The organism is Pseudomonas bijieensis, assembly GCF_013347965.1.
GTDB classification, from domain to species: domain Bacteria; phylum Pseudomonadota; class Gammaproteobacteria; order Pseudomonadales; family Pseudomonadaceae; genus Aquipseudomonas; species Aquipseudomonas bijieensis.
Genome location: NZ_CP048810.1, coordinates 3,162,670 through 3,185,987, shown reverse-complemented (window position 1 = coordinate 3,185,987; position 23,318 = coordinate 3,162,670). Strand labels below are relative to the sequence as shown.

Annotated in this window: 12 protein-coding genes and 5 pseudogenes; 9 read left to right on the top strand and 8 right to left on the bottom strand. The window is 63.0% G+C overall.

What is annotated here, in order from left to right; all coding sequences use genetic code 11:
- Window positions 1–29: 29 nt before the first annotated feature.
- The 4 genes and pseudogenes from ampD (at window position 30) to GN234_RS30330 (ending at window position 3,683) form a co-directional block, all read left to right on the top strand.
- Window positions 30–590 carry a 1,6-anhydro-N-acetylmuramyl-L-alanine amidase AmpD gene (gene ampD / locus GN234_RS13970; RefSeq protein WP_109753498.1) on the top strand — a complete coding sequence of 187 codons (561 nt, stop codon included), beginning with the start codon at window positions 30–32 and terminating at the stop codon, window positions 588–590.
- Entirely contained in the window at window positions 587–1,423 is an 837-nt protein-coding gene (gene ampE / locus GN234_RS13965; RefSeq protein WP_176688630.1) for a regulatory signaling modulator protein AmpE, read from the top strand. Before ampD ends, ampE begins: the two co-directional genes overlap by 4 nt.
- A 262-nt stretch (window positions 1,424–1,685) precedes the next feature.
- Window positions 1,686–2,777 (top strand): annotated as a pseudogene (locus tag GN234_RS30335) (methyl-accepting chemotaxis protein); the annotation flags it as partial.
- On the top strand, window positions 2,754–3,683 hold the full coding sequence (locus tag GN234_RS30330; RefSeq protein WP_373459257.1) for a methyl-accepting chemotaxis protein: 930 nt from the start codon (window positions 2,754–2,756) through the stop codon (window positions 3,681–3,683). The pseudogene GN234_RS30335 and the gene GN234_RS30330, both read left to right, overlap by 24 nt.
- Before the next feature lie 127 nt (window positions 3,684–3,810).
- On the opposite strand, the gene GN234_RS13955 is transcribed toward GN234_RS30330, so the two are convergent.
- Window positions 3,811–4,587: a TatD family hydrolase gene (locus tag GN234_RS13955; RefSeq protein ID WP_176688628.1), complete on the bottom strand. Its 777-nt coding sequence runs from the start codon at window positions 4,585–4,587 to the stop codon at window positions 3,811–3,813.
- 20 nt (window positions 4,588–4,607) lie between these two features.
- A complete protein-coding gene (gene cra / locus GN234_RS13950) occupies window positions 4,608–5,603 on the bottom strand; it encodes a catabolite repressor/activator (RefSeq protein ID WP_176688627.1) in 996 nt (331 codons plus the stop codon).
- A 289-nt stretch (window positions 5,604–5,892) separates the two neighbouring features.
- On the opposite strand from cra, the gene ptsP reads away from it, so the two are divergent.
- The 4 genes and pseudogenes from ptsP to GN234_RS13930 all read left to right on the top strand — a co-directional run bounded on the left by ptsP (window position 5,893) and on the right by GN234_RS13930 (window position 13,202).
- Window positions 5,893–8,757, top strand: coding sequence for a phosphoenolpyruvate--protein phosphotransferase (gene ptsP / locus GN234_RS13945; RefSeq protein WP_176688626.1), 2,865 nt, complete (start codon window positions 5,893–5,895; stop codon window positions 8,755–8,757).
- A complete protein-coding gene (gene pfkB, locus GN234_RS13940) occupies window positions 8,757–9,698 on the top strand; it encodes a 1-phosphofructokinase (RefSeq protein ID WP_176688625.1) in 942 nt (313 codons plus the stop codon). The genes ptsP and pfkB overlap by 1 nt, the downstream gene beginning before the upstream one ends.
- Before the next feature lie 14 nt (window positions 9,699–9,712).
- Window positions 9,713–11,456 (top strand): annotated as a pseudogene (locus GN234_RS13935) (PTS fructose-like transporter subunit IIB).
- Window positions 11,457–11,658: 202 nt separating this feature from the next.
- Window positions 11,659–13,202, top strand: a pseudogene (locus GN234_RS13930) (alkaline phosphatase D family protein).
- Between the two features lie 142 nt (window positions 13,203–13,344).
- Here GN234_RS13930 and GN234_RS13925 read toward each other — a convergent pair.
- The 6 genes and pseudogenes from GN234_RS13925 to GN234_RS13900 form a co-directional block, all read right to left on the bottom strand.
- Window positions 13,345–15,871: pseudogene (locus GN234_RS13925) on the bottom strand (PepSY domain-containing protein).
- Between the two features lie 325 nt (window positions 15,872–16,196).
- Complete coding sequence (locus tag GN234_RS13920) at window positions 16,197–17,360, bottom strand: type III PLP-dependent enzyme (protein ID WP_072341133.1); 1,164 nt, start codon at window positions 17,358–17,360, stop codon at window positions 16,197–16,199.
- 500 nt (window positions 17,361–17,860) lie between these two features.
- Window positions 17,861–19,019 (bottom strand): annotated as a pseudogene (locus tag GN234_RS13915) (osmoprotectant ABC transporter ATP-binding protein OsmV).
- Entirely contained in the window at window positions 19,016–19,669 is a 654-nt protein-coding gene (locus GN234_RS13910) for an ABC transporter permease (RefSeq protein ID WP_003197757.1), read from the bottom strand. Before GN234_RS13910 ends, GN234_RS13915 begins: the two are co-directional and overlap by 4 nt.
- Window positions 19,670–19,684: 15 nt before the next feature.
- Window positions 19,685–20,587, bottom strand: coding sequence for a glycine betaine ABC transporter substrate-binding protein (locus GN234_RS13905; RefSeq protein ID WP_109753510.1), 903 nt, complete (start codon window positions 20,585–20,587; stop codon window positions 19,685–19,687).
- A gap of 25 nt (window positions 20,588–20,612) precedes the next feature.
- On the bottom strand, window positions 20,613–21,329 hold the full coding sequence (locus tag GN234_RS13900; RefSeq protein WP_109753511.1) for an ABC transporter permease: 717 nt from the start codon (window positions 21,327–21,329) through the stop codon (window positions 20,613–20,615).
- 330 nt (window positions 21,330–21,659) lie between these two features.
- Here GN234_RS13900 and GN234_RS13895 point away from each other — a divergent pair, with 330 nt between their 5' ends.
- The gene (locus tag GN234_RS13895) at window positions 21,660–23,243 is read left to right on the top strand and encodes a peptide chain release factor 3 (RefSeq protein ID WP_116834164.1); all 1,584 of its coding nucleotides are present in this window, start codon (window positions 21,660–21,662) and stop codon (window positions 23,241–23,243) included.
- Window positions 23,244–23,318: the final 75 nt, after the last annotated feature.

Sequence of the window (23,318 nt, the reverse complement as noted above, 5' to 3'; positions counted from 1 at the left end):
CATTCACCGTCGTCATCGAAGGAACCTGTATGCAGTTGGACTCCGCGAGCGGTTGGTGCGAGGGGGTGCGTCATTGCCCATCGCCCAACTTCAATGCGCGCCCCGAAGGCGAAATCTCCCTGCTGGTGATCCACAACATCAGCCTGCCACCGGCACAGTTCGCCACGGGCAAGGTGCAGGAATTCTTCCAGAATCGTCTGGATGTCACGGAACATCCCTACTTTGCCGGTATCGCCGACCTGCGCGTCTCTGCGCATTTTCTGATCGAGCGTGACGGCACCGTGACCCAGTTTGTCTCTTGTCTGGATCGCGCATGGCATGCGGGCGTCTCGTGTTTCGAGGGACGTGAGACCTGTAACGATTTTTCCCTGGGCATCGAGCTTGAGGGCACCGATGATCTGCCGTTCACCGACGCGCAATATGCCGCATTGGTGGACCTGACCCGGCAGTTGCAAGCGGCGTTCAGGGCGATCACTGTGCAGCGTATCTGCGGACACAGCGACATCGCCCCGGGGCGCAAGACCGATCCAGGACCGGCATTCGACTGGGCGCGCTATCGCGCGGCCCTGACAGAAGGGGAAGGACAATGAGTTTTCTGGTGTTGCTGCTGGCCGTCTGGATCGAGAAGTTCTCGGCCTTGCGCCAGCGGGTCCAGCGCGACGGCGGTTGGCTGCACGAGCTGAACAAGCTCGAGGCGAGCCCACGTTGGGTCGACCGACCCTGGTTGGTGCTGACGGTGATGGTCCTGCTGCCCGTGGCGCTGCTGGCGTTGCTGCTGTGGGTGCTGGAACCGGTAGCCTATGGCCTGCTGGCGCTGCCGGTGCATTTGCTGGTGGTGATTTACAGCCTGGGGCGCGGTGATCTACTGGCGGACCTGGGACCGTTTCGCGACGCGTGGCGCCGGGAAGACCTGCAAGCGGCGGCTCATGTGGCCAAGCGCGACCTGGACATCGAAGCCGATGATGGCGAGCAGTTGCTGGAGCGGGTCCAAGGGCATTTGTTGTGGCAGGCCTACCAGAGCTTTTTCGCGGTGATTTTCTGGTACTTCCTGCTCGGCCCGGTGGCGGCCCTGAGTTATCGATTGCTGGCCTTGGCTGCCGAGCACAGCCAGAACCCCGGCGTGGCCGAGCGGGCCACGCAAATGCGCCATGCCTTCGATTGGGTGCCGGTGCGGGTGCTGGCGGCAAGCTTCGCCCTGGTGGGCAATTTCGTCGCGGTCAGCCGGGTCATGCTGCATGAGCTGTTGAACTGGAACATCAGCGCCGCCGAACTCATCGATAAAGTCGGCCTGGTGGCTGGCGAGATCCCCAAGCCCGTCGCCGGACCGGACGGCATCAACAGCCTGGACCGCCTCTGGGAGTTGCTGCTGCGTGCGGCGGTGCTCTGGTATGCCGGGTTTGCGTTGTGGACGGTGTTGGCCTGAGAACAACCACCGCATCTCTTTGTGGCGAGGGGGTTGTGTGGGAGCAAGGCCTTGCTCCCACAGATAAATCCCCTAGCCACAGCTGAACCGTGTCATTCCTTCTCGTTAACCTTAAGTTACAAACCTCCCCGCCGATTTAGGCTATACAAAGACAGCGCCCGAATAGTGGCTTTCTGCTGTCTCCGTGCGCGAGCTCATAACAATAAGAACACTACCGGGAGACTTCCTTGTGAAGAGTTTGCTCTGGCCCGCCGTCGCGCTGATGAACCGCCTGAGCTTCGGCATGAAGTTCAGCTTGATCAGCGTGCTGTTCCTGCTGCCTATGCTGGTGACCAACTTCTTTCTGGTGCGCGATTCCTATCGGGAATTCCAGGGCACACAAGTGGAGCTGCAAAGCCTCGATTTGCTAGGCAGCAGCCTGACTTTGCGTCGGGACCTGGAAACCCTCAACAACCTGGTACAGATCAACGCCAGCCTGGGCCAGTCCGGCAAGGCCGGTGATGTGGAAGCGAAGATCGGCAGCCTGGAGCAACAGGTTCTCGCACGCCTGCAAGGCATGACCGCCATGGCCATCGAGCCGGAGCAGGTCAGCGCCTTCGAGGCCAAGCGCGACGAGATGATCGGCGCTTTCAAGGCCCAGCAGGCCGAAAGCTCCCTGCAGAGCAAAAGTGCGCTGATCGGCAAGTTGCTCAACAGCGCCCAGATGTTCAGCCAGATCATCGCCAGCCAGGCGGGGCTCAGCCGCGACAACCAGAGCGACATCCGTCAGCTCAGCGAGTTGATCATCGGCACGACCCCCAAGGTCACCCAGATCCTCGGAGAGGGGCGGGCACTGGGGGCATCCTCATTGGGGCTGGGGTTTCTCAATTCGGCATCGAGCACCCGTTTCGACGAGTTGCTGGCGCAGATCGAAAAGCTTCAGGGCGAATATGATTTGAAACTGCAGGACGCCCTCGCTTCCAGCAAGGCCGCCGGGCAGGCCCTGGCCGTCCAGGCCGACGGCAGCAAGAGCAGCCTCAAGAAAGCCTCGGAACTGATCGAGGAGCAGGTGGTGATGGCCGACACCCTCGATGCACCTTGGCCGGCATTCTTTGAGCAGGTCAGCGGCCTGATGGCGCAGACGTATCGGCTGAACGAAGCGACCCAGGAATTTCTCGGCGTGCAGTTGCAGCAGCGCCTGGAGCAGAACCGCAGTCACATGGTGCTGCAAGCCGTGGCACTGATGCTGGTGTTCCTGTTGATTTTTTACCTGTACGCCGGCTTCTACGCATCGACCCGCACCACCCTCCAGCACTTGGGCCAGATGATGGACAAGGTGGCGGCAGGGGACATGACGGTCAATTTCGTGGCTCGCAGCAAGGATGAGCTGGGCGAGTTGGGTGAGGTGTTCAATGGTACGGTGGCGAAGATCCATGACCTGATCGAACAGGTCGGCCGCACCGTCGCGGAAGTCGAACGTCAGGCCGGGCAAGTGGAAACGGTATCGGCCCGAAGCAACCAGGCCGTCGCCGGTCAGCGCAGCCAGATCGAACTGGTGGCCACGGCGATGAACCAGATGTCGGCCACGGCCCAGGAGGTAGCCCGCAGTGCCGCCGCTGCGGTCAGCAGCGCCCACAGCGTGAACGATGAAACCCTCAGCGGGCGTGGGCTGGTGGAATCCCAGCAGGGCAGCATCGCCCGCCTGGCCAGCGAGATCGATCAGTCGGTACAGGTGATCAATCAACTGGCGACCGACAGCCAGGCCATCAGCCGCGTGCTGGATGTGATCAAGAGCATCGCCGAGCAGACCAACCTGCTGGCGCTCAATGCCGCCATCGAGGCGGCCCGGGCCGGTGAGCAGGGGCGCGGTTTTGCGGTGGTGGCCGATGAAGTGCGGACCCTGGCCAAGCGCACCCAGCAATCGACCGAAGAAATCGAAGCGATGATCACCCGCCTGCACGGCGGTGTCGGCGCCGCCGTCAAGGCCATGGGCTCCAGCCATGAGATGGCCAGCGGCACTGTCAGTCAGTCGGAAAAGGTCCAGCAGGCCTTGGAAAACATCCTGGGTGCGGTCGGCATGATCGTCGACCAGAACCAGCAGATCGCCGCCGCTGTGGAGCAGCAAACGGCCGTGGCCCATGACATCGACCAGAACATTGTCGAAATCAACCGCGCTGGCGAACGTACCGCCGAAGGCGCCCACCAGACCGAAAACGCCAGCCGTGAGCTGTCCGCCCAGGTGGTGCAGCTCAAACAACTGATCAATGCATTCAGGGTTTAGCTACACAATGATGTGCACTGCCGAACCAGTGTGGGAGCGAGCCTGCTCGCGATAGCGGTGTATCAGTCGACAAATATATTGTCTGGCACACTGCAATCGCGAGCAGGCTCGCTCCCACAGGGGGCAGTCACCAGTTGAACAGTTCGCGGGCGTTGGCCGTGCTGGCCTCGGCCAGTCGTTCCGGGCTCACCGCCATGAGCCCCGCCAGCGCCTCGCAAATCGCCGGCAAATGCGCCGGGCTGTTGCGCTGACCGGGGAACATCGCCGGAGCCATGTCCGGTGAATCGGTTTCCAGCACCACCGCTTCCAGCGGCAATTTCGCCAGCACCCGATGCATGCGCAGGGCCTGGGGCCAGGTGGCGGCGCCACCGAGGCCGAGCTTGTAGCCGAGCTTGATGTACTCGCGGGCCTCCTCAAAACTGCCGGCGAAGGCATGGATGATTCCCCCGCGCTTGAGACCAATGCGCTTGAGGGTGGCAGTCACGGCGGCATGGCTACGGCGCACATGGATCAGCGCCGGCAGTTCGAACTCCGCCGCCAGTTGCAGTTGCGCCTCGAACAACGCTTGCTGGCGCTCACGGTCGAGGGTCTCGATGTAGTAATCGAGGCCGATTTCCCCCACTGCACACAGCTGCCGATGCCCGGCCAGGCGGCTCAGCCACTCGCGCAATTGCGTCAGGTCTTCGGGGCGATGCTGATCAAGGTACACCGGGTGCAGGCCCAGGGCGGCGTGCAGGTCGGGGTCGCTTTGCACCAGGTCCCAGACCCGCTGCCAGTTGTCCCGATACACGCCCAGTACCACCATTTGCCGCACACCCAGGGCACGGCTTTCGGCCAGCAGCGCCGGGCGGTCCGCATCGAAGTCCGGAAAGTCCAGGTGGGTGTGGGTGTCGATCAACTCCATGCATCAATCCTGAAGAGTCTTCAGCCCTGGTGAATACGCTGCTTGAACGTCCGTGCGATGGCCTGCACGCCTGGCTGGTAGTCATCGTTTTCGATGGCCGCCAGCGCCAGCTCCAGGGCTTTGTCAGCGATCAGCTGATGCTGCTGGGACATGGCGTTGACAGGCAGCGGCAGGAAGTCCAGCAACTGCGTGTCGCCAAACGTACCCAGGCGCAACGGCCGCGACTTGAGCGGGAAATCGTGCAGGGCGTCGAATACCCCTTGCAGCAGCACGTAGGACGTCGTGATCAGCGCGTCGGGCAGATGCCCCAGGCGCGCGAGCATTTCATCCATCAACTGGCGGCCGCATTCACGGCTGAACGACTCGCCATGCTCGATCAACACCTGGCCCTCGAACCCGGCCAGGGCTTCGCGAAAACCGGCGGCCCGTTCCTGGCTGATGCTCAATTCGGGACGGGCGCTGATCAAGGCGATTTGCCGAGGGTGGGTCTCCAGCAGGCTGCGCGTCAGGTGCAGGCTGGCCTGGCGGTCGTCGCTGATCACCGAGCAGAACCGCGCCGGGTCCATCACCCGGTCGATGGCGATGATCGGAATGCCCTTGGCCTGCAATTGCAGGTAACTGTCGTCTCCGGCCGGCAGGCAACTGGCGACGATCAGCGCGTCGCAGCGCCGGGCGCGGAACAACTGCAACAGTTGCCGTTCACTGTCGGGCGCGTCGTCGGAGCTGGCGATCAGCAACTGGTAACCCCGTGCCCGTGCGCCTTGTTCCAACAACTTGGCGATGCGTGCGTAACTGGGGTTTTCCAGGTCGGGCAGGATGAAGCCCAGGGTGCGCGTATGCCGGCTGCGCAGCCCGGCGGCCTGGGGATTGGGCGTGAAGCCGTGTTCCTGGACCACCGCCCGCACCCGTTCGACGGTGGCGCTGCTGATGCGTTGCTGTTCGGCCTTGCCGTTGATGACGTAGCTGGCGGTGGTTACGGACACACCGGCCAGTTGGGCAATATCACTGAGTTTCAACCCGGTTTTCCTTGTTTTTTCGAGTTAGCCCTGACGATAAGGGCCATCCTACCCGATTCAAGCTGACGGTTATCGCCCAAGCGCTTACGACAAGTTGCACTTCAACGATGAGAGATTATCGAGTAACGTGCCAATCTTTCTAGATTAAACGTTTCAGCAAGCGTATTTTCAAGGCTAGCAGGATTTTTGGCGGTGCTGCCGCGATACCGCCAAAAGCCGTCCTGTAACGCTAAGCTGATTCATTCAAAACAATACCTGGCGCCAACCCGGACGCCAAAAAGGAGAAAGCATGCTCGAGCTCACTCTAGAGCAGATATCCATGGCTCAGACGGCTGTGGATAAAGACGCTGCACTGCAATTGCTCGCTGACAAACTGGTGGCCGATGGCCTGGTAGCCGAAGGTTACCTCGCCGGCTTGCAGGCCCGCGAAGCCCAGGGCTCGACCTTTCTTGGCCAAGGTATTGCCATCCCCCACGGCACTCCGCAAACCCGCGACCTGGTCTATTCCACCGGCGTGCGTCTGTTGCAATTCCCCGAGGGCGTGGATTGGGGCGATGGTCAGATCGTCTACCTGGCCATCGGCATCGCGGCCAAGTCCGACGAGCACCTGCGCCTGCTGCAACTGCTGACCCGCGCCCTTGGCGAGACTGACCTGGGCCAGGCCCTGCGCCGTGCCGGTTCCGCCGAAGCCTTGTTGAAACTGTTGCAAGGCGCGCCACAGGAACTGGCCCTGGATGCCCAGATGATCGGCCTCGGTGTGTCGGCTGACGATTTTGAAGAGCTGGTATGGCGCGGCGCCCGCCTGCTGCGCCAGGCCGACTGCGTGAGCAACGGCTTTGCCGGGGTGTTGCAGCAAGTCGATGCGCTGCCCCTGGGCGATGGCTTGTGGTGGCTGCACAGCGAGCAGACGGTCAAGCGCCCGGGCCTGGCCTTCGTCACCCCGGACAAACCGATCCGTTACCTGGGGCAACCTTTGAGCGGTCTGTTCTGCCTCGCCAGCCTCGGCGAGGCCCACCAGGCCTTGCTGGAACGGCTCTGCGCCTTGCTGATCGAAGGTCGCGGCCACGAACTGGGCCGCGCCACCAGCAGCCGCAAGGTACTGGAAGTGCTCGGCGGCGAATTGCCCGCCGATTGGCCCAGCGCGCGTATCGGCCTGGCAAATGCCCACGGCTTGCATGCCCGTCCGGCGAAGATTCTTGCCCAGTTGGCGAAAAGCTTCGAAGGCGAGATCCGCGTGCGCATTGTCGACGGCCAGGACAGCGCCGTGTCGGCCAAGAGCCTGAGCAAACTGTTGAGCCTGGGCGCCCGTCGCGGCCAGGTCCTGGAGTTCATCGCCGAACCGAGCATCGCCAACGACGCGTTGCCGGCGCTGCTGGCGGCCATTGAGGAAGGCCTCGGCGAAGAGGTCGAACCGCTGCCGCCGCCCAGTGCGCCGCGGGAAACCGTGATGGCCGAAGTCGCGACCGTCATGTTGGCCCCCGAACCCGGCAGCCTGATCCAGGCTGTCGCCGCCGCCCCGGGCATCGCCATCGGCCCGGCGCACATCCAGGTCTTGCAGGCTATCGACTATCCGTTGCGCGGTGAATCGGCAGCCATCGAGCGCGAGCGCCTGCAAAACGCCTTGAACCAGGTACGCCGTGACATCCAAGGCCTGATCGAACGCGCCAAGGCCAAGGCCATCCGCGAGATCTTCATCACTCACCAGGAAATGCTCGACGACCCGGAACTGACCGACGAAGTCGACACCCGCTTGAAGCTGGGTGAGAGTGCGCAAGCGGCATGGATGGGCGTGATCGAAGCTGCCGCGAAAGAGCAGGAGGCCTTGCAGGATGCCTTGCTGGCCGAACGCGCCGCTGACCTGCGCGATGTCGGCCGTCGTGTGCTGGCGCAGCTGTGTGGCGTCGAAACCCCGAACGAACCCGAGCAACCCTACATCCTGGTGATGGACGAAGTCGGCCCGTCCGACGTGGCCCGCCTGGACCCGACGCGTGTGGCGGGGATTCTCACCGCCCGTGGCGGCGCCACCGCCCACAGCGCCATCGTCGCCCGGGCCCTGGGCATTCCGGCGCTGGTGGGCGCCGGTGCGGCGGTGCTGCTGCTGGCGCCGGGCACGTCCTTGCTGCTGGATGGCCAGCGCGGTCGCTTGCACGTGGACCCTGACGCCGCCACTTTGCAGCGAGCCAGGGAAGAGCGCGACACCCGCGAACAGCGCCTCAAGATCGCCGCCGAGCAGCGCCACCAACCGGCGCTGACCCGTGACGGTCATGCTGTGGAAGTGTTCGCCAACATCGGTGAGAGCGCTGGTGTCGCCAGCGCGGTGGAGCAGGGCGCCGAAGGTATTGGCCTGTTGCGCACCGAACTGATTTTCATGGCCCACACCCAGGCGCCCGACGAAGCGACCCAGGAAGCCGAGTACCGCAAGGTGCTCGATGGCCTGGCCGGGCGGCCGCTGGTGGTGCGCACCCTCGACGTGGGCGGCGACAAGCCGCTGCCGTACTGGCCGATCGCGAAAGAAGAAAACCCGTTCCTCGGTGTGCGTGGCATTCGCCTGACGCTGCAGCGTCCGCAGGTCATGGAAGCACAATTGCGTGCCTTGTTGCGCTCGGCGGACAACCGTCCGCTGCGGATCATGTTCCCGATGGTGGGCAGCGTCGATGAGTGGCGCCAGGCCCGGGCCATGACCGAGCGCCTGCGCCTGGAAATCCCCGTGGCAGACCTGCAACTGGGAATCATGATCGAAGTACCGTCCGCCGCGCTGCTAGCACCGGTGCTGGCCAAGGAAGTCGACTTCTTCAGCGTCGGCACCAACGACCTGACGCAATACACCCTGGCGATCGACCGCGGTCATCCGACGCTTTCGGCCCAGGCCGACGGCTTGCACCCGGCCGTGTTGCAATTGATCGACATCACCGTGCGCGCTGCACATGCCCATGGCAAATGGGTGGGTGTGTGTGGCGAACTGGCGGCCGATCCGCTGGCGGTGCCGGTGCTGGTGGGCCTGGGCGTGGACGAGTTGAGTGTTTCGGCCCGCAGCATTGCCGAGGTCAAGGCGCGCGTGCGCGAATTGAGCCTGGTGCAAGTACAAACCTTGGCCCAAGAGGCCTTGGCCGTGGGCAGCGCCGATGATGTGCGCGCATTAGTGGAGGCGCTGTAATGGCGAAGATTCTTACCCTGACCCTCAACCCGGCGCTCGACCTCACGGTGGAGTTGGCGCGCCTGGAGCCGGGCCAGGTCAACCGCAGCGACGCCATGCACGCCCACGCCGCCGGCAAGGGCGTGAACGTGGCCCAGGTGCTGGCCGATCTCGGTCATACGCTGACGGTCAGTGGTTTTCTGGGCGAAGACAATGCCCAGGTGTTCGAGACGCTGTTCACCCAGCGCGGTTTCGTCGACGCCTTTATCCGGGTTCCCGGCGAAACCCGTAGCAATATAAAGTTGGCCGAGCAGGACGGGCGCATCACTGACCTCAACGGGCCCGGCCCGGTGGTCGATGAAGCCGCACAACAGGCCTTGCTGACGCGGCTGGAGCAGATCGCCCCCGGCCATGACGTGGTCGTGGTAGCGGGCAGCTTGCCTCGGGGCGTCAGTCCGCAATGGTTGCAGGCCTTGATCACTCGCTTGAAAACACTCGGCCTGAACGTGGCCCTCGACACCAGTGGCGAAGCCTTGCGCGTCGCCCTGGCGGCGGGGCCGTGGCTGATCAAGCCGAACACCGAGGAACTGGCCGACGCGTTGGGTTGCGAGGTGGTGAGCGAAATGGCCCAGGCGCAAGCGGCACAGCGCCTGCATGCCCAGGGCGTCGGGCATGTGGTGATTTCCCACGGTGCCGATGGCGTGAACTGGTTCAGTGTCGGCGCGGCGCTGCATGCCTCGCCGCCCAAGGTCAGTGTTGCCAGTACCGTGGGCGCCGGGGATTCGCTGTTGGCGGGCATGCTGCATGGCCTGCTCAGCGCCGACACCCCGGAACAGACACTGCGCACCGCCACGGCCATCGCCGCCATGGCGGTCACGCAGATCGGTTTTGGCATCCACGACACCGCGTTGCTGGCGTCGCTTGAACAGGGCGTGCGCGTGCGCCCCCTGACAGAACAATAAGAGGGTTCGCAAGAATGAAACTAGCCATTGTGACGGCCTGCCCCAACGGCATGGTCACCAGTGTGTTGTGCGCCCGCCTGCTGGACGCCGCGGCTCAGCGCCAGGGTTGGAGCACCAGTGTCGAAGTCCATGACGCCGCCCATCCGGAACGCCAGTTATCGGCCGCGACTCTCGAAGCGGCCGAATGGGTCTTGCTGGTTGCCAGCGGCCCGGTGGATATGTCGCGTTTCGTCGGCAAGCGTCTGTTCCGCAGCACGCCGGCCCAGGCCCTGCAAGACGTCGATTCGGTGCTGCGGCGCGGCGCCGAAGAGGCCAAGGTCTTTCTCGCCTCGGATGTCGTGGAGCAGGTGCCAACGGTGTCGAGCGAACGCGCGCCACGCCTGGTCGCCATCACCGCCTGCCCGACAGGCGTTGCCCATACCTTCATGGCCGCCGAGGCATTGCAGCAGGCAGCGAAGAAGCTGGGCTACGACCTGCAAGTGGAAACCCAGGGTTCGGTGGGCGCACGCAACCCGCTGAGCCCCGAGGCCATCGCCGAGGCGGACGTGGTGCTGCTGGCGACCGACATCGAAGTCGCCACCGAGCGTTTTGCCGGCAAGAAAATCTACCGCTGCAGCACGGGCATTGCCTTGAAACAGGCCGAAGCGACGCTGAACAAGGCGTTGGTCGAAGGTCGCCAGGAAAGTGCGTCGAGCAGCGCCAGCGCCCCGGCCAAGTCGGAGAAGACCGGCGTCTACAAGCACCTGCTGACGGGGGTGTCGTTCATGCTGCCGATGGTGGTGGCCGGTGGTCTGTTGATCGCCTTGTCGTTCGTGTTCGGCATCACCGCCTTCAAGGAGCCCGGCACGCTGGCGGCCGCGCTGATGCAGATCGGCGGCGACACCGCGTTCAAATTGATGGTGCCATTGTTGGCCGGCTACATCGCCTATTCCATCGCCGACCGCCCGGGTCTGGCGCCGGGCATGATCGGCGGGCTGCTCGCGAGCACCTTGGGCGCCGGTTTCATTGGCGGGATCATCGCCGGTTTCCTGGCCGGTTACGTGGCGAAGGCGATCAACCGCTACGCGCGCCTGCCCCAGAGCCTGGAAGCGCTCAAGCCGATCCTGATCATCCCACTATTGGCGAGCCTGATCACCGGCCTGGTGATGATCTACATCGTCGGCAAACCGGTGGCGGGCATGCTCGAAGGGCTGACCCATTTCCTCGACAGCATGGGTACCACCAATGCGATTTTGCTGGGCGTGCTGTTGGGGGCGATGATGTGCGTCGACCTCGGCGGGCCGATCAACAAGGCCGCCTATGCGTTTTCGGTTGGGCTGCTGGCGTCGCAGAGTTATGCGCCGATGGCCGCGACCATGGCCGCCGGCATGGTGCCGCCGATTGGCCTGGGCATCGCCACCTTCATCGCCCGGCGTAAATTCGCCCAGACAGAGCGCGAGGCCGGTAAAGCGGCGCTGGTGCTCGGGCTGTGCTTCATCTCCGAAGGGGCGATTCCGTTCGCCGCCAAGGACCCGCTGCGGGTGATCCCGGCCAGCATCGCCGGCGGCGCGCTGACCGGTGCGCTGTCGATGTACTTCGGTTGCAAGCTCATGGCCCCCCCACGGCGGCCTGTTCGTGATGCTGATCCCCAACGCCATCAACCATGCGCTGTTGTATTTGCTGGCGATCGTGGCGGGGAGCCTGCTGACGGGAGTGGCGTATGCGCTGCTCAAGCGGCCTGAGGTGGTGGAGATGGCGTTGGAGCCGGCGAAGGCTTGATCACTTTTATTTGAGCAATGAAATTCCCTGTGGGAGCGAGCCTGCTCGCGATAGCGGTGTGTCAGTCGACAAATGGGTTGCCTGACACTCTGCAATCGCGAGCAGGCTCGCTCCCACAGTGGTTTTGGGGTGGTTATAAAATTCCTGTCACAGCCATTTCACAGAGCCATGCTTAAGTTTTCCCATTTCAAGGGAGAACACCATGAGCGAATTCGACCTGGGCCGTCGCCGTGTGATGCAAGCCGTGGGGGCGGGATTGTTGTTGCCGGGGCTGGCGCCGGCGGTGATGGCTTCGGTCAAGGATCGGCCGGTGCTCACCGAGGGGGGTGCAGTCGGGCGACTTGCAGGGCGACCGGGTGATGATCTGGAGCCGCAGCGACCGCCCGGCGCGGATGGTGGTGGAGTGGGACACCCGCAGCAAGTTCAGCAATCCCCGCCGCTTCGTCTCGCCACTGGCCGACTCGCGCAGCGATTTCACCGCCCGGGTCGAACTCACCGGCCTGCCGCCCGACCAGGCGATTTTCTACCGCGTGCATTTCGAAGACGCCCAGAGCGGTGTCGCCAGTGAGCCCTGGCTAGGCCACCTGCGCAGCGTGCCGCAGTTCAAGCGCAACATCCGCTTTGTCTGGAGCGGCGATACCGTCGGCCAGGGTTTCGGGATCAACCCGGACATCGGCGGCATGCGCATCTACGAAGCCATGCGCCTGCGCCTGCCGGACTTTTTTATCCACAGCGGCGACACCATTTATGCCGACGGCCCGGTGCCGGCGCAGATCACCACCGAGGGTGGACGCGTCTGGCGCAACCTCACCACCGCAGCCAAGAGCAAGGTCGCCGAGACCCTGGATGAATATCGCGGCAACTATCGCTACAACCTGATGGACGAAAACGTGCGCCGCTTCAACGCCGAAGTGCCACAGATCTGGCAGTGGGACGACCATGAAGTGGTCAACAACTGGTCGCCGGGCAAGCAACTGGACGAGCGCTACCAGACCAAGGATATCCACAGCCTCGTCGGCCGGGCGCGACAGGCCTGGCTGGAATACGCACCGATGCGCCGGCAGAAGGCCGACGGCGGTGGGCGCATCTACCGCAAGCTCGGTTACGGGCCGCTGCTGGATGTGTTCGTGCTGGACATGCGCAGTTACCGCGGAGCCAATGACGCCAACCTCGGCGCGGCCAAACCGTTCCTGGGGCGTGAGCAATTGAATTGGCTCAAGCGCGAATTGAAGCACTCCCGTGCCCAGTGGAAAGTCATCGCCGCCGACATGCCCATCGGCCTGGGCGTGCCGGATGGCGAGGTCAGCCCCGGCGTGCCACGCTGGGAAGCGGTCGCCAACGGTGACCCGGGCGCGGCCCAGGGGCGTGAGCTGGAAATCGCCGAATTGCTCGGTTACCTGCGTAAGCATCAAGTGCGCAACTACGTCTGGCTCACGGCCGATGTCCACTATTGCGCCGCTCACCACTACCACCCCGAACAAGCCGCGTTCCAGGATTTCGAACCGTTCTGGGAATTCGTCGCCGGGCCATTGAACGCTGGCAGCTTCGGGCCCAATGCCCTGGACAAGACCTTCGGCCCCGAGGTGGTGTTCCAGAAAGCCCCACCGGCCCAGAACACCTCGCCGTTCGCCGGGTATCAGTTCTTTGGCGAAGTGAACATCGACGGGCAGAGCGGGGGAGATGAGCGTGGTGTTGCGGGATCTGGAAGGCGTGGCGGTGTTCGAGAAGAAGTTGCAGCCGGTTTGATGATTGGCTGTAGTTATCTTCTGTGGGAGCGAGCCTGCTCGCGATGCGGTTTGTCAGCCGACACATAGGCTGTCTGATACTCCGCTATCGCGAGCAGGCTCGCTCCCACAGGGGATGGTGTGTGGCTGTGGATGAGGGGCGGTCAGTAGACATCCCGCCGATACCGCCCCTGCTCGATCAGCCGCTCCACTTCCTCGCGCCCCAGCACCATGTTGAGCACGTGATCCACCCCTGACGCCATGCCCTGCAAGCTGCCGCAGACATAGATCACCGCACCGTCGGCCAGCCATTGCTTGAGCAGTGCGGCCGATTCCAGCAGGCGATCCTGGACGTAGATTTTCTGTTGCTGATCCCGGGGAGAACGCCAGGTCCAGGCGTTCCAGGTCGCCGGAAGTCACCCATTCCTGCAGTTCGTCGCGGCAGTGGAAGTCGTGTTCGCGGTTGCGTTCGCCGAACAGCAACCAGTTGCGCTGCATGCCTTCGGCGACGCGGGCCTTGAGCAGGCTGCGCAGGCCGGCCAGGCCGGTGCCGTTGCCCAGCAGGATCATCGGCACGCCGTGGGCCGGCAGATGGAAGCTACTGTTGCGACGCAGCCGCAGGCTGATGGCGCTGCCCAGCGGTGCGTGTTCGGTCAGCCAGCCGGAACCGACGCCCAGGCTGCCGTCGGCATGGCGCTCCTGGCGTACGATCAGCTCCAGCACTCCGTCGGCCGGGATCGAGGCGATGGAATACTCGCGCATTGCCAGCGGCGCCAGCGCATCCACCAGTGCCTGGGCATGCAGGCCAACCAGATGGGAGCGGTTCTCCGGCAGTTGGCGGGTCGCCAGCGCCTGAACGAGGCTCTGGGCCAGGCCATCGACTTGCACGCGTGCGTGGCCGGAGAGGCCGAGCCCGTCGAGGAAATGCTCGATGGCCCACAGGTCATTGCGCGGCAGGATTTCCACCAGGTCACCGGCCAGCCAACTGCTCGGGCCGGGGGCGGTGAGGCCCAGCAGGTACACGCCCGAGCCGCTGCTGGCGGGGTTGAGCAGGGTGCGTTGGCTGAGGGTCCAGTTTTCGAAGCTGGGTGCCTGCCAGGTGTCCACTGGCGCCTGGCCGGTCAGTTCGGCCAGTTGTTGTTGCCAGTGGCGCAGGGCGTAAGGGTCGCCGCTGTCGACTTCCACCGGCGCGAACAGGGTCTTGCCGCCGTGTTCCGCCAGCCAGGCGTGCAGGCGTCGGGCGAAACCACAGAAGTGTTCATATTGCCGGTCGCCCAGGCCCAGCACCGAATATTGCAGGCGCTCCAGGCTCAAGGCCTGGCCCAGCACCTTGCGTTCGAAACCGCGGGCACTGTCCGGCCCTTCGCCGTCGCCAAAAGTGCTGACGACAAACAGCGCGTGGGTGGTGTCGTTCAAGTCCTGCTCACGAACATCAGCCAGCGGCTGGACCTTCACCGGCAGGCCGGCCGCCTGGAGTTGGCCGGCGGTCTGCCAGGCCAGGCGCTCGGCGAAACCGCTTTGGCTGGCGAAGCCGATCAACCAGGCCGGTGCATGGTCGGGGGGCGCGATGAGTGCCTGGCGGGCTTGCCGGACTTGGCGTTTCTTGCGGCGACGGTCCAGGTACAACAACCAGCCGGTGATGAAGAACAGCGGCATGGTCAGCGCGGCGACGGTCACCAGGATCCGCCCGACCAGGCCGAAGTAACTGCCGACATGCAGGGCATAGACACTGGTCAGCAATTGCGCCTTGAGGCTCTTGTCGCTGTAGCGGCTGTGTTGGCTGACAACGCCGGTGGTCGGGTCGAGGGTGAGCTGGTTCAGTGCTCGGTCATGGGGCGAGTTTTTCAGCAAGTAGAACACGGTGGCCGGCTGCCCGGCCACGGGCGGCATGCGCACGTTATAGGCGGACAAACCCGGGCCGGCGGCGCTGTAGATGCTGCTCCACATCGCCCGGTAATCGGCCACGGGCAGTGGGCCGCTTGGCGCCGGGCCGCGATTGCGCACCCGCTCCTCTTTGGGGGAATCGGAGAGCAGGCGGGTCACGCCTTTGTTGTACCACTCGTAGGACCAGGTCAGCCCGGTCAGTGCCGCCAGCAGGTAGAACAGCAGGCACCAGGTGCCTGCCACCGAGTGCAGATCCCAATTGAAGCTACGACCTTTTTTCCCCCAGTCGAGGGTCAGCCAGGCGCGCCAGCTTTTCCATTGGCGCGGCCAACGCAAGTACAGCCCGGACAGGCAGAAAAACACCAGGATCAACGTGCAGGCACCGGTGATTTGCCGGCCCACGTCATCCAGGGTCAGGACGCGGTGCAGCCTGAGCAGCAGGCCGAAGAAATCCTGACCCACCACATCACCCATGAACTGAGCGTTGTACGGATTGAAATAGCGCATTGGCCCGCGCTTTTCCCCAGGCGGTGCCGCGAAGATCACCCGCGCGGCGTTGCCGCTGTCAGTCTCGACCCAGAGCATGGCGACGGTCTTGCCGGTGACGGCCTCGATCTGTTCCACCAGTTCGGCGGGCGGCAGGACGCCGGCCGGTTGCTTCTCGACCGTCAGTACCTGCGGATTCAAGGCTCGCAGGATTTCATCCTGAAACGACACCGCCGCCCCGGTAACGCCCATCAACGCCAGGACCAGCCCGGCACTGATGCCGAAAAACCAGTGCAACTGGAACAGGGTTTTCTTCAACACGTCGCCCGCCTTTGAGTCATTACTGTTCATCACGGCGCGCATGTTATCGAGAATCATTAATAAACACACATAAAAGCCATGCTCTATGGGGATGAACGGGGCTATTTTTGTGGCCGATTGTCTAATCGGATGATGTATCGAACACCTCCTTGTGGCGAGGAGATCTATCGAAACGTCGCATCGCCCCGCTGGACTGTGGGAGCAAAGCTTGCTCGCGAAACAGGCGCCTCGACTTCTGGAAAACCGCTTCCATCGCGGGCAAGTCTTGCTCCCACAAAAAAGCCCGTGACACAGTCACGGGCTTTCGGGGCCGGCGATCAGCGCGTTATACGTAGAACGACTTCAGCGGCGGGAAGCCATTGAATTCCACCGCGCTGTAACTGGTGGTGTAGGCACCGGTCGACAGCCAGTACAGGCGGTCACCGATGGCCAGGTTCAGCGGCAAACCGTACTTGTAGTTTTCGTACATGATGTCGGCGCTGTCGCAGGTCGGGCCGGCGATGACCACTTCTTCCATCTCGCCTTTTTTCTCGGTCCAGATCGGGAACTTGATGGCTTCGTCCATGGTTTCGATCAGGCCGGAGAACTTGCCCACATCGGTGTATACCCAACGCTCGACGGCGGTACGGGACTTGCGCGCCACCAGCACCACTTCGCTGACCAGGATACCGGCGTTGGCGATCAACGAACGGCCCGGCTCCAGGATGATTTCCGGCAGGTCGTCGCCGAAGTCTTCCTTGAGGAAGCGGATGATCTCCTCGGCGTAGGTTTCCAGGCTGTTGGTGCGGGTGATGTAGTTGGCCGGGAAGCCGCCACCCATGTTGATCAGCTTCAGGACGATGCCGTCTTCTTCTTTCAAACGCTCGAAGATCACCTTGACCTTGGCGATGGCTGCGTCCCAGACGCTGATGTCGCGCTGTTGCGAGCCAACGTGGAACGAAATGCCATACGGCACCAGGCCCAGGTCGCGAGCCAGGATCAGCAGGTCCATGGCCATGTCGGTCTGGCAGCCGAACTTGCGCGACAACGGCCAGTCAGCGGTGGTCGAGCCTTCGGTGAGAATGCGCACATAGACTTTCGAGCCCGGCGCAGCCTTGGCGATGTTGCGCAGGTCGGCTTCGGAGTCGGTGGCGTACAGGCGCACGCCCTTCTCGTAGAAGTAGCGAATGTCGCGGGATTTCTTGATGGTGTTGCCATAGCTGATCTGATCCGGGCCCACGCCGCGGCTCATGACCTTGTCCAGCTCGTAGATCGAGGCGATGTCGAAGTTCGAGCCTTTATCCTTGAGCAGGTCGATGATTTCCACCGCCGGGTTGGCCTTGACGGCGTAGTAAACCTTGGCGAATTCGAAACCGGCGCGCAGGTCGTCATAGGCCTGGGCGATCATCGCGGTGTCGATCACCACGAACGGGGTTTCCTGCTTGTCGGCGAACGCCTTCATTTTCTGGAAGGTTTCGCGCGCGAAATAATCTTCGACCTGGATCGACATACTTGGGACTCCTACTGGCAAACATCAGGATCAATGGGTGTGAGGGCAAGCAGCCCTCGTGAACGTCCTCCGTATCCCCACTTTGGTTCGCCTACTTCCCAAGGCATGTCGCCGAAAGCAAAAAGGCCATGGGATGCATGATTCCCTTGGCCTTGCTGTCTCGTCGTCAGTACTTGAGCCGGATGGATCGTTTCCAGCATGGACGTTCGGCGCGAACTTTAGGGCGTGAGGGGGCCTGAGATCAACTAAAAATGTCGCGTTTTTGCACACATCCGTCGTGCGGCCCGCGACAGCTCATGATGTAACCGACCGGCGTGACAGATTGATGTTCCCCTCAATAGGTTTATTGAGGCTATTCAATGGGGGGGGGCTTTGTGGCGAGGGAGCTTGCTCCCGCTTGAGTGCGAAGCGCTCATCGCTTTTTTGGGGGCCGCTTCGCGACCCAGCGGGAGCAAGCTCCCTCGCCACAAAAACCTCGCCACAAAGCCTGCGGTGCCTGATCAGACCAACGCTGTCTCGGCCGGCGAAACAATGCTGGTCTTGCCCCCCACGGGATTTACCGGAGCTCAGGTACTCGGCAATCGATTCCTGGGTCACTTCACCGAGGAACACCCGCTCGGCGTCCATCACCGGCAGCCACGACCGGTTGAACTCGTACATGCGCGACAACAGGATCCGCAGGTGTTCGTCGTAGGCGGCGGTGGCGTTGAATTCGCGCAGGTATTGGCCGCACGTGCCGGCCTGGCGGTACAGGTCGCGACGGCGGACATAGCCCAGGGCCTTGTTCTCGGCACAGGTGACCACCACGTAGCGGCGGTCATGTTCGTCCATCAGCTCCAGGGCCTCATTCACCGGCGTCTCGGGGCTGACCGACGGAGCGTTGTCCGCCGCGTCCTCGGCCTTGACCAGCAACAGGCGCTTGAGGGTGCTGTCCTGGCCGACGAAGTTGCTGACGAACTCATCGGCAGGATGCGCCAGCAGGGTGTCCGGGTGATCGCACTGGACCAGCTTGCCGGCGCGGAAGATCGCGATCTTGTCCCCCAGCTTGATGGCTTCGTCGATGTCGTGGCTGACCATGATCACGGTCTTGTTCAGCGCCCGTTGCATCTCGAAAAACTCGTTCTGGATCATCTCGCGGTTGATCGGGTCCACCGCGCCGAAGGGTTCGTCCATCAGCAGCAGTGGCGCATCGGCCGCCAGGGCGCGGATCACGCCGATCCGTTGCTGCTGGCCGCCCGACAGTTCACGGGGGTAGCGATGCAGGTACTGCTTGGGTTCAAGCTTGATCATGCTCATCAATTCGCGGGCACGGTCGTGGCATTTCTGCTTGTCCCAGCCGAGCAGGCGCGGGACCACGGTGATGTTCTCCTCGATGGTCATGTTCGGGAACAGGCCGATCTGCTGGATCACGTAGCCGATGTTGCGACGCAGGGTCACTTCGTCCAGGCCGGTGGTGTCCTCGCCATTGATCAACACCTTGCCTGAGGTGGGCGGGATCAGGCGATTAATCATTTTCAGCGTGGTGCTTTTGCCACAGCCCGACGGCCCGAGGAACACGCAGATCTCGCCTTCGTTGACGATCAGGTTCACCGAGTCCACGGCCTTGACGTCTTTGCCGTTGCTCTTGAAGGTTTTGCTGAGGTTTTGAAGTTCGATCATTTCAATAGTCCTTTTGGGGTCAGCGAGCGTTGCAGCCATTGCAGAAGCAGGTCGGCGAAGATGGCCAGGAGACTGACCAGCACGGCGCCGACGATCAGCATCGACATGTCGCTGCGGCTGATGGAAGCGAGGATGAGTACGCCCAGGCCACCGGCACCGATGGTGGCGGCGATGGTCATGACACCGATGTTCATGACCACGGCGGTGCGCACGCCGGCGAGGATCACCGGCACGGCGATGGGCAGTTCGACCATGCGCAGGCGCTGGCCGAAAGTCATGCCAATGCCGCGGGCGGCTTCACGGATGCCCGGTTCGACGCCGGTGAGGGCCAGGTAGGTGTTGCGCATGATTGGCAGCAGGGAATAGAGGAACACGGCGGTGATCGCCGGCATCGGCCCCAGGCCCTGGCCGAATTTGGAATAGAACGGCAGCAACAGGCCGAACAGGGCAATCGACGGAATCGTCAGCAGCACCGTGGCGCTGGCCTGCAATGGGCCGGCGAGCGCCGGAAAGCGGGTCATGAAGATGCCCAGCGGCACGCCGACGACAATCGCCAGGGTCACGGCGATGCCCACCAGGGTGATGTGCTGCCAAGTCAGGTGCAGCACCAGCGGCCAGTCCAGATGGGAAAAGGCGTCAAGAAAATCCATGGCTTTTCCTCCAGGTCATTGGGTTGAGAGCAGGGAATGCTGGCGCAGGAAATCGGCGGCAACGGTGGAAGGGCTTTCGTGGTTGACGTCCACGCGGGCGTTGAGCTGGCGCATGGTTGCATCGTCGAACAGTTCGGCCAGAGGCTTGAGCTGTGCGGCCAGTTGCGGATGGGCGTCGAGGAACGCCTGGCGCACCACTGGCGCGGCGGTGTAGTCGGGGAAGTAATGCTTGTCGTCTTCCAGCAATTTCAGCTTGAACGCGTTCAGCCGACCGTCGGTGGTGTACACCAGCCCGGCGAATACCTGGCCGTTGCGCAAGGCGGTGTAGACCAGGCCCGCGTCCATCTGCCGGATATTCTTGCGGGTCAGGTTCATGCCGTACTGCTCGACCATGCCCGCCAGGCCGTCGGAGCGGTTGGCGAACTCGGTGTCCAGGGCTACCAGGTGATTGTCATCGGCTTCGGCCTGCAACACCGTGTTCAACTGGCTGATGCTGTTGATCTGCGGGTATTGGCGGGCGATTTTTTCCGGCAGGGCCAGGGCGTAGGTGTTGCTGAACTTCGACGGCGCCAGCCAGGCCAGGCCTTTTTTCGCGTCGAGTTCCTTCACTCGGGCGTAGGACTGAGCGCTGTCGAGTTTCTCGGTGACGTGGTTGTAGGCCACCAGCGACACGCCGGTGTATTCCCACAGCAGGTCCAATTGCCCGGTTTCATGGGCGCTGCGGGCCAGGTTACTGCCCAGGCCACCGGTGATCTGTGCGTCGTAGCCCTTGCTGCGCAGGTATTGCGCGGTGATTTCCGCCAGCAGTGTCTGTTCGGTGAACACCCGGGCGCCGAGGCGGATCAGGGGTTTTTCAGCGGCTTGGGCCAATCCTGCGAACAGCAGGACACAGCCCAGTATCAAGCTCAACTTCTTCATAACGATTTCCTTTATCCGGCCTGGCTTATGACGGGCGCAGACCGCGTTCCAGCCAGAGACGGCTGGCCAGTGTCACCAGGCCGTCGAGCAGCAACGCCAGCAGGGCGGTGCAGGCCGCGCCGAGCAGCAACTGCGGCTGGTTGTTCAAGGCAATGCCGGGGAAGATCAGGCTGCCGAGGCTGTTGGCGCCGATCAGGAACGCCAGGGGCGCGGTGCCGACGTTGATCGCCAGGGCCACGCGCACGCCGCCGATGATGATCGGCACGGCATTGGGCAACTCGACTTTCCACAGCACTTGGCGCGGGGTCATGCCGATGCCGACGGCGGCTTCCTTGAGGGAGCCCTGGACATTCTTCAGGCCTTCATAGGTGTTGCGCACGATGGGCAGCAACGAGGCGAGGAACAGGGCGAAGATGGCGGGCCCGCTGCCGATGCCCAGGATGCCCAGGGCGATGGCCAGTACGGCCAGGGGCGGTACGGTGTTACCGATGTTGAACACTTGCATGAAGCGTTCGGCGCGCCCGACCAGGCTGGGGCGGCTTAAGGCGATGCCGGCGGGGATGCCGACAATCAGGGCCGCCAGCATGGAGGCCAATACAAGCATCAGGTGCGCTTGCAGGTAAAACAGCAGATCGTCTTGGTAGCGTTGGATCGTATCGATGCCGATCCAGTGGACCAACAGGGCCAGGAGCGCGACGACGACCGCCCCCCCGATAAGCCCTTTGCCATAGCGGATAGCCACAGGCGGACTCCTTTGTCTTTCAGTCGGCGCACGCTTTCCCGGGCGGCGAACCATCACTGGTTGCCGGGAAAACGTTCGCGAGAAGCAGCTCTTTGGATGCCGGTAAACGGCCGCCAAATCGAGCCATGAGCGCAGCCTCGTCAGGCTAACTTGCTGATTTTTCAGACCCTGACGAATAGCCGTAACAGGGGGGTGGACGCCTCCACGCGGCAAAAGGTTCCCATGCCAGGGAAGATCTGGCCACCCTGGATGTGCTCAACGGTTCGGTTCCTGGCGCAAGTTGAGCTATAATCGCCGCCCTTTTTTGAATCACCTGCCAGGCGATTTCCCATGACCAAACAGGCCGCCGAAGTCGCGAAACGCCGCACTTTCGCCATTATTTCCCACCCCGATGCCGGTAAGACCACCATCACCGAGAAGCTCTTGCTGATGGGCAAGGCGATTGCGGTCGCCGGCACGGTGAAATCTCGCAAGTCCGACCGCCATGCCACCTCCGACTGGATGGAAATGGAAAAACAACGGGGTATTTCCATTACCACGTCGGTCATGCAGTTCCCGTATCGCGAGCACATGATCAACCTGCTCGACACCCCGGGCCACGAAGACTTCTCCGAAGACACCTATCGCACCCTGACGGCAGTGGACTCGGCGCTGATGGTCCTCGACGGCGGTAAAGGCGTCGAGCCACGGACCATCGCGCTGATGGACGTCTGCCGCCTGCGGGACACGCCGATTGTCAGCTTCATCAACAAGCTCGACCGTGATATCCGCGACCCGATCGAACTGCTCGACGAGATCGAAGCGGTCCTGAAGATCAAGGCGGCGCCGATCACCTGGCCGATCGGTTGCTACCGCGACTTCAAGGGCGTGTACCACCTGGCCGACGACTACATCATCGTCTACACCGCCGGTCACGGCCATGAGCGCACCGAAGTCAAGATCATCGAGAAGCTCGACTCCGACGAGGCTCGCGCGCACCTGGGCGACGAGTACGAGCGTTTTGTCGAGCAACTGGAACTGGTGCAGGGCGCCTGCCATGAATTCGACCAGCAGGAATTCCTCGACGGCCAACTGACCCCGGTGTTCTTCGGTACCGCCCTGGGCAACTTCGGTGTCGACCATGTGCTCGACGCCGTGGTCGATTGGGCCCCGCGCCCGCTGGCCCGCGTCGCCAACGAGCGCACCGTGGAACCGGTGGAGGAGAAGTTCTCGGGCTTCGTGTTCAAGATCCAGGCGAACATGGACCCCAAGCACCGCGACCGCATCGCCTTCATGCGCATCTGCTCCGGCAAGTACGAAAAAGGCATGAAGATGCGCCACGTGCGTACCGGCAAGGACGTGCGCATCGGCGACGCCCTGACCTTCTTCTCCTCGGAACGCGAGCAACTGGAAGAGGCCTTCGCCGGCGACATCATCGGTTTGCATAACCACGGCACTATCCAGATCGGCGACACCTTCACCGAAGGCGAAGCCCTGGGTTTCACCGGCATCCCGCACTTCGCCCCGGAACTGTTCCGCCGCGTGCGCCTGAAGGACCCGCTCAAGTCCAAGCAACTGCGCCAGGGCCTGCAGCAACTGGCCGAAGAGGGCGCCACCCAGGTGTTCTTCCCGGAGCGCAGCAACGACATCATCCTCGGTGCCGTCGGTGTGCTGCAGTTCGACGTTGTCGCCAGCCGCTTGAAGGAGGAATACAAGGTCGAGTGCTCCTACGAGCCGATCACCGTGTATTCCGCCCGTTGGGTCGAATGTGGCGACAAGAAGAAACTCGAGGAGTTTTCCAACAAGGCCGTGGAAAACCTCGCGCTCGACGGTGGCGGTCACCTGACCTACCTGGCCCCGACGCGGGTCAACCTGGCGCTGATGGAAGAGCGCTGGCCGGATGTGAAATTCCGCGCGACCCGCGAGCATCACTAAACGCTGAGCTGCAAATCAAAACCCCCGTTGTGAAAACAGCGGGGGTTTTTTATGGCTTGTCCCATGTCCTGAACA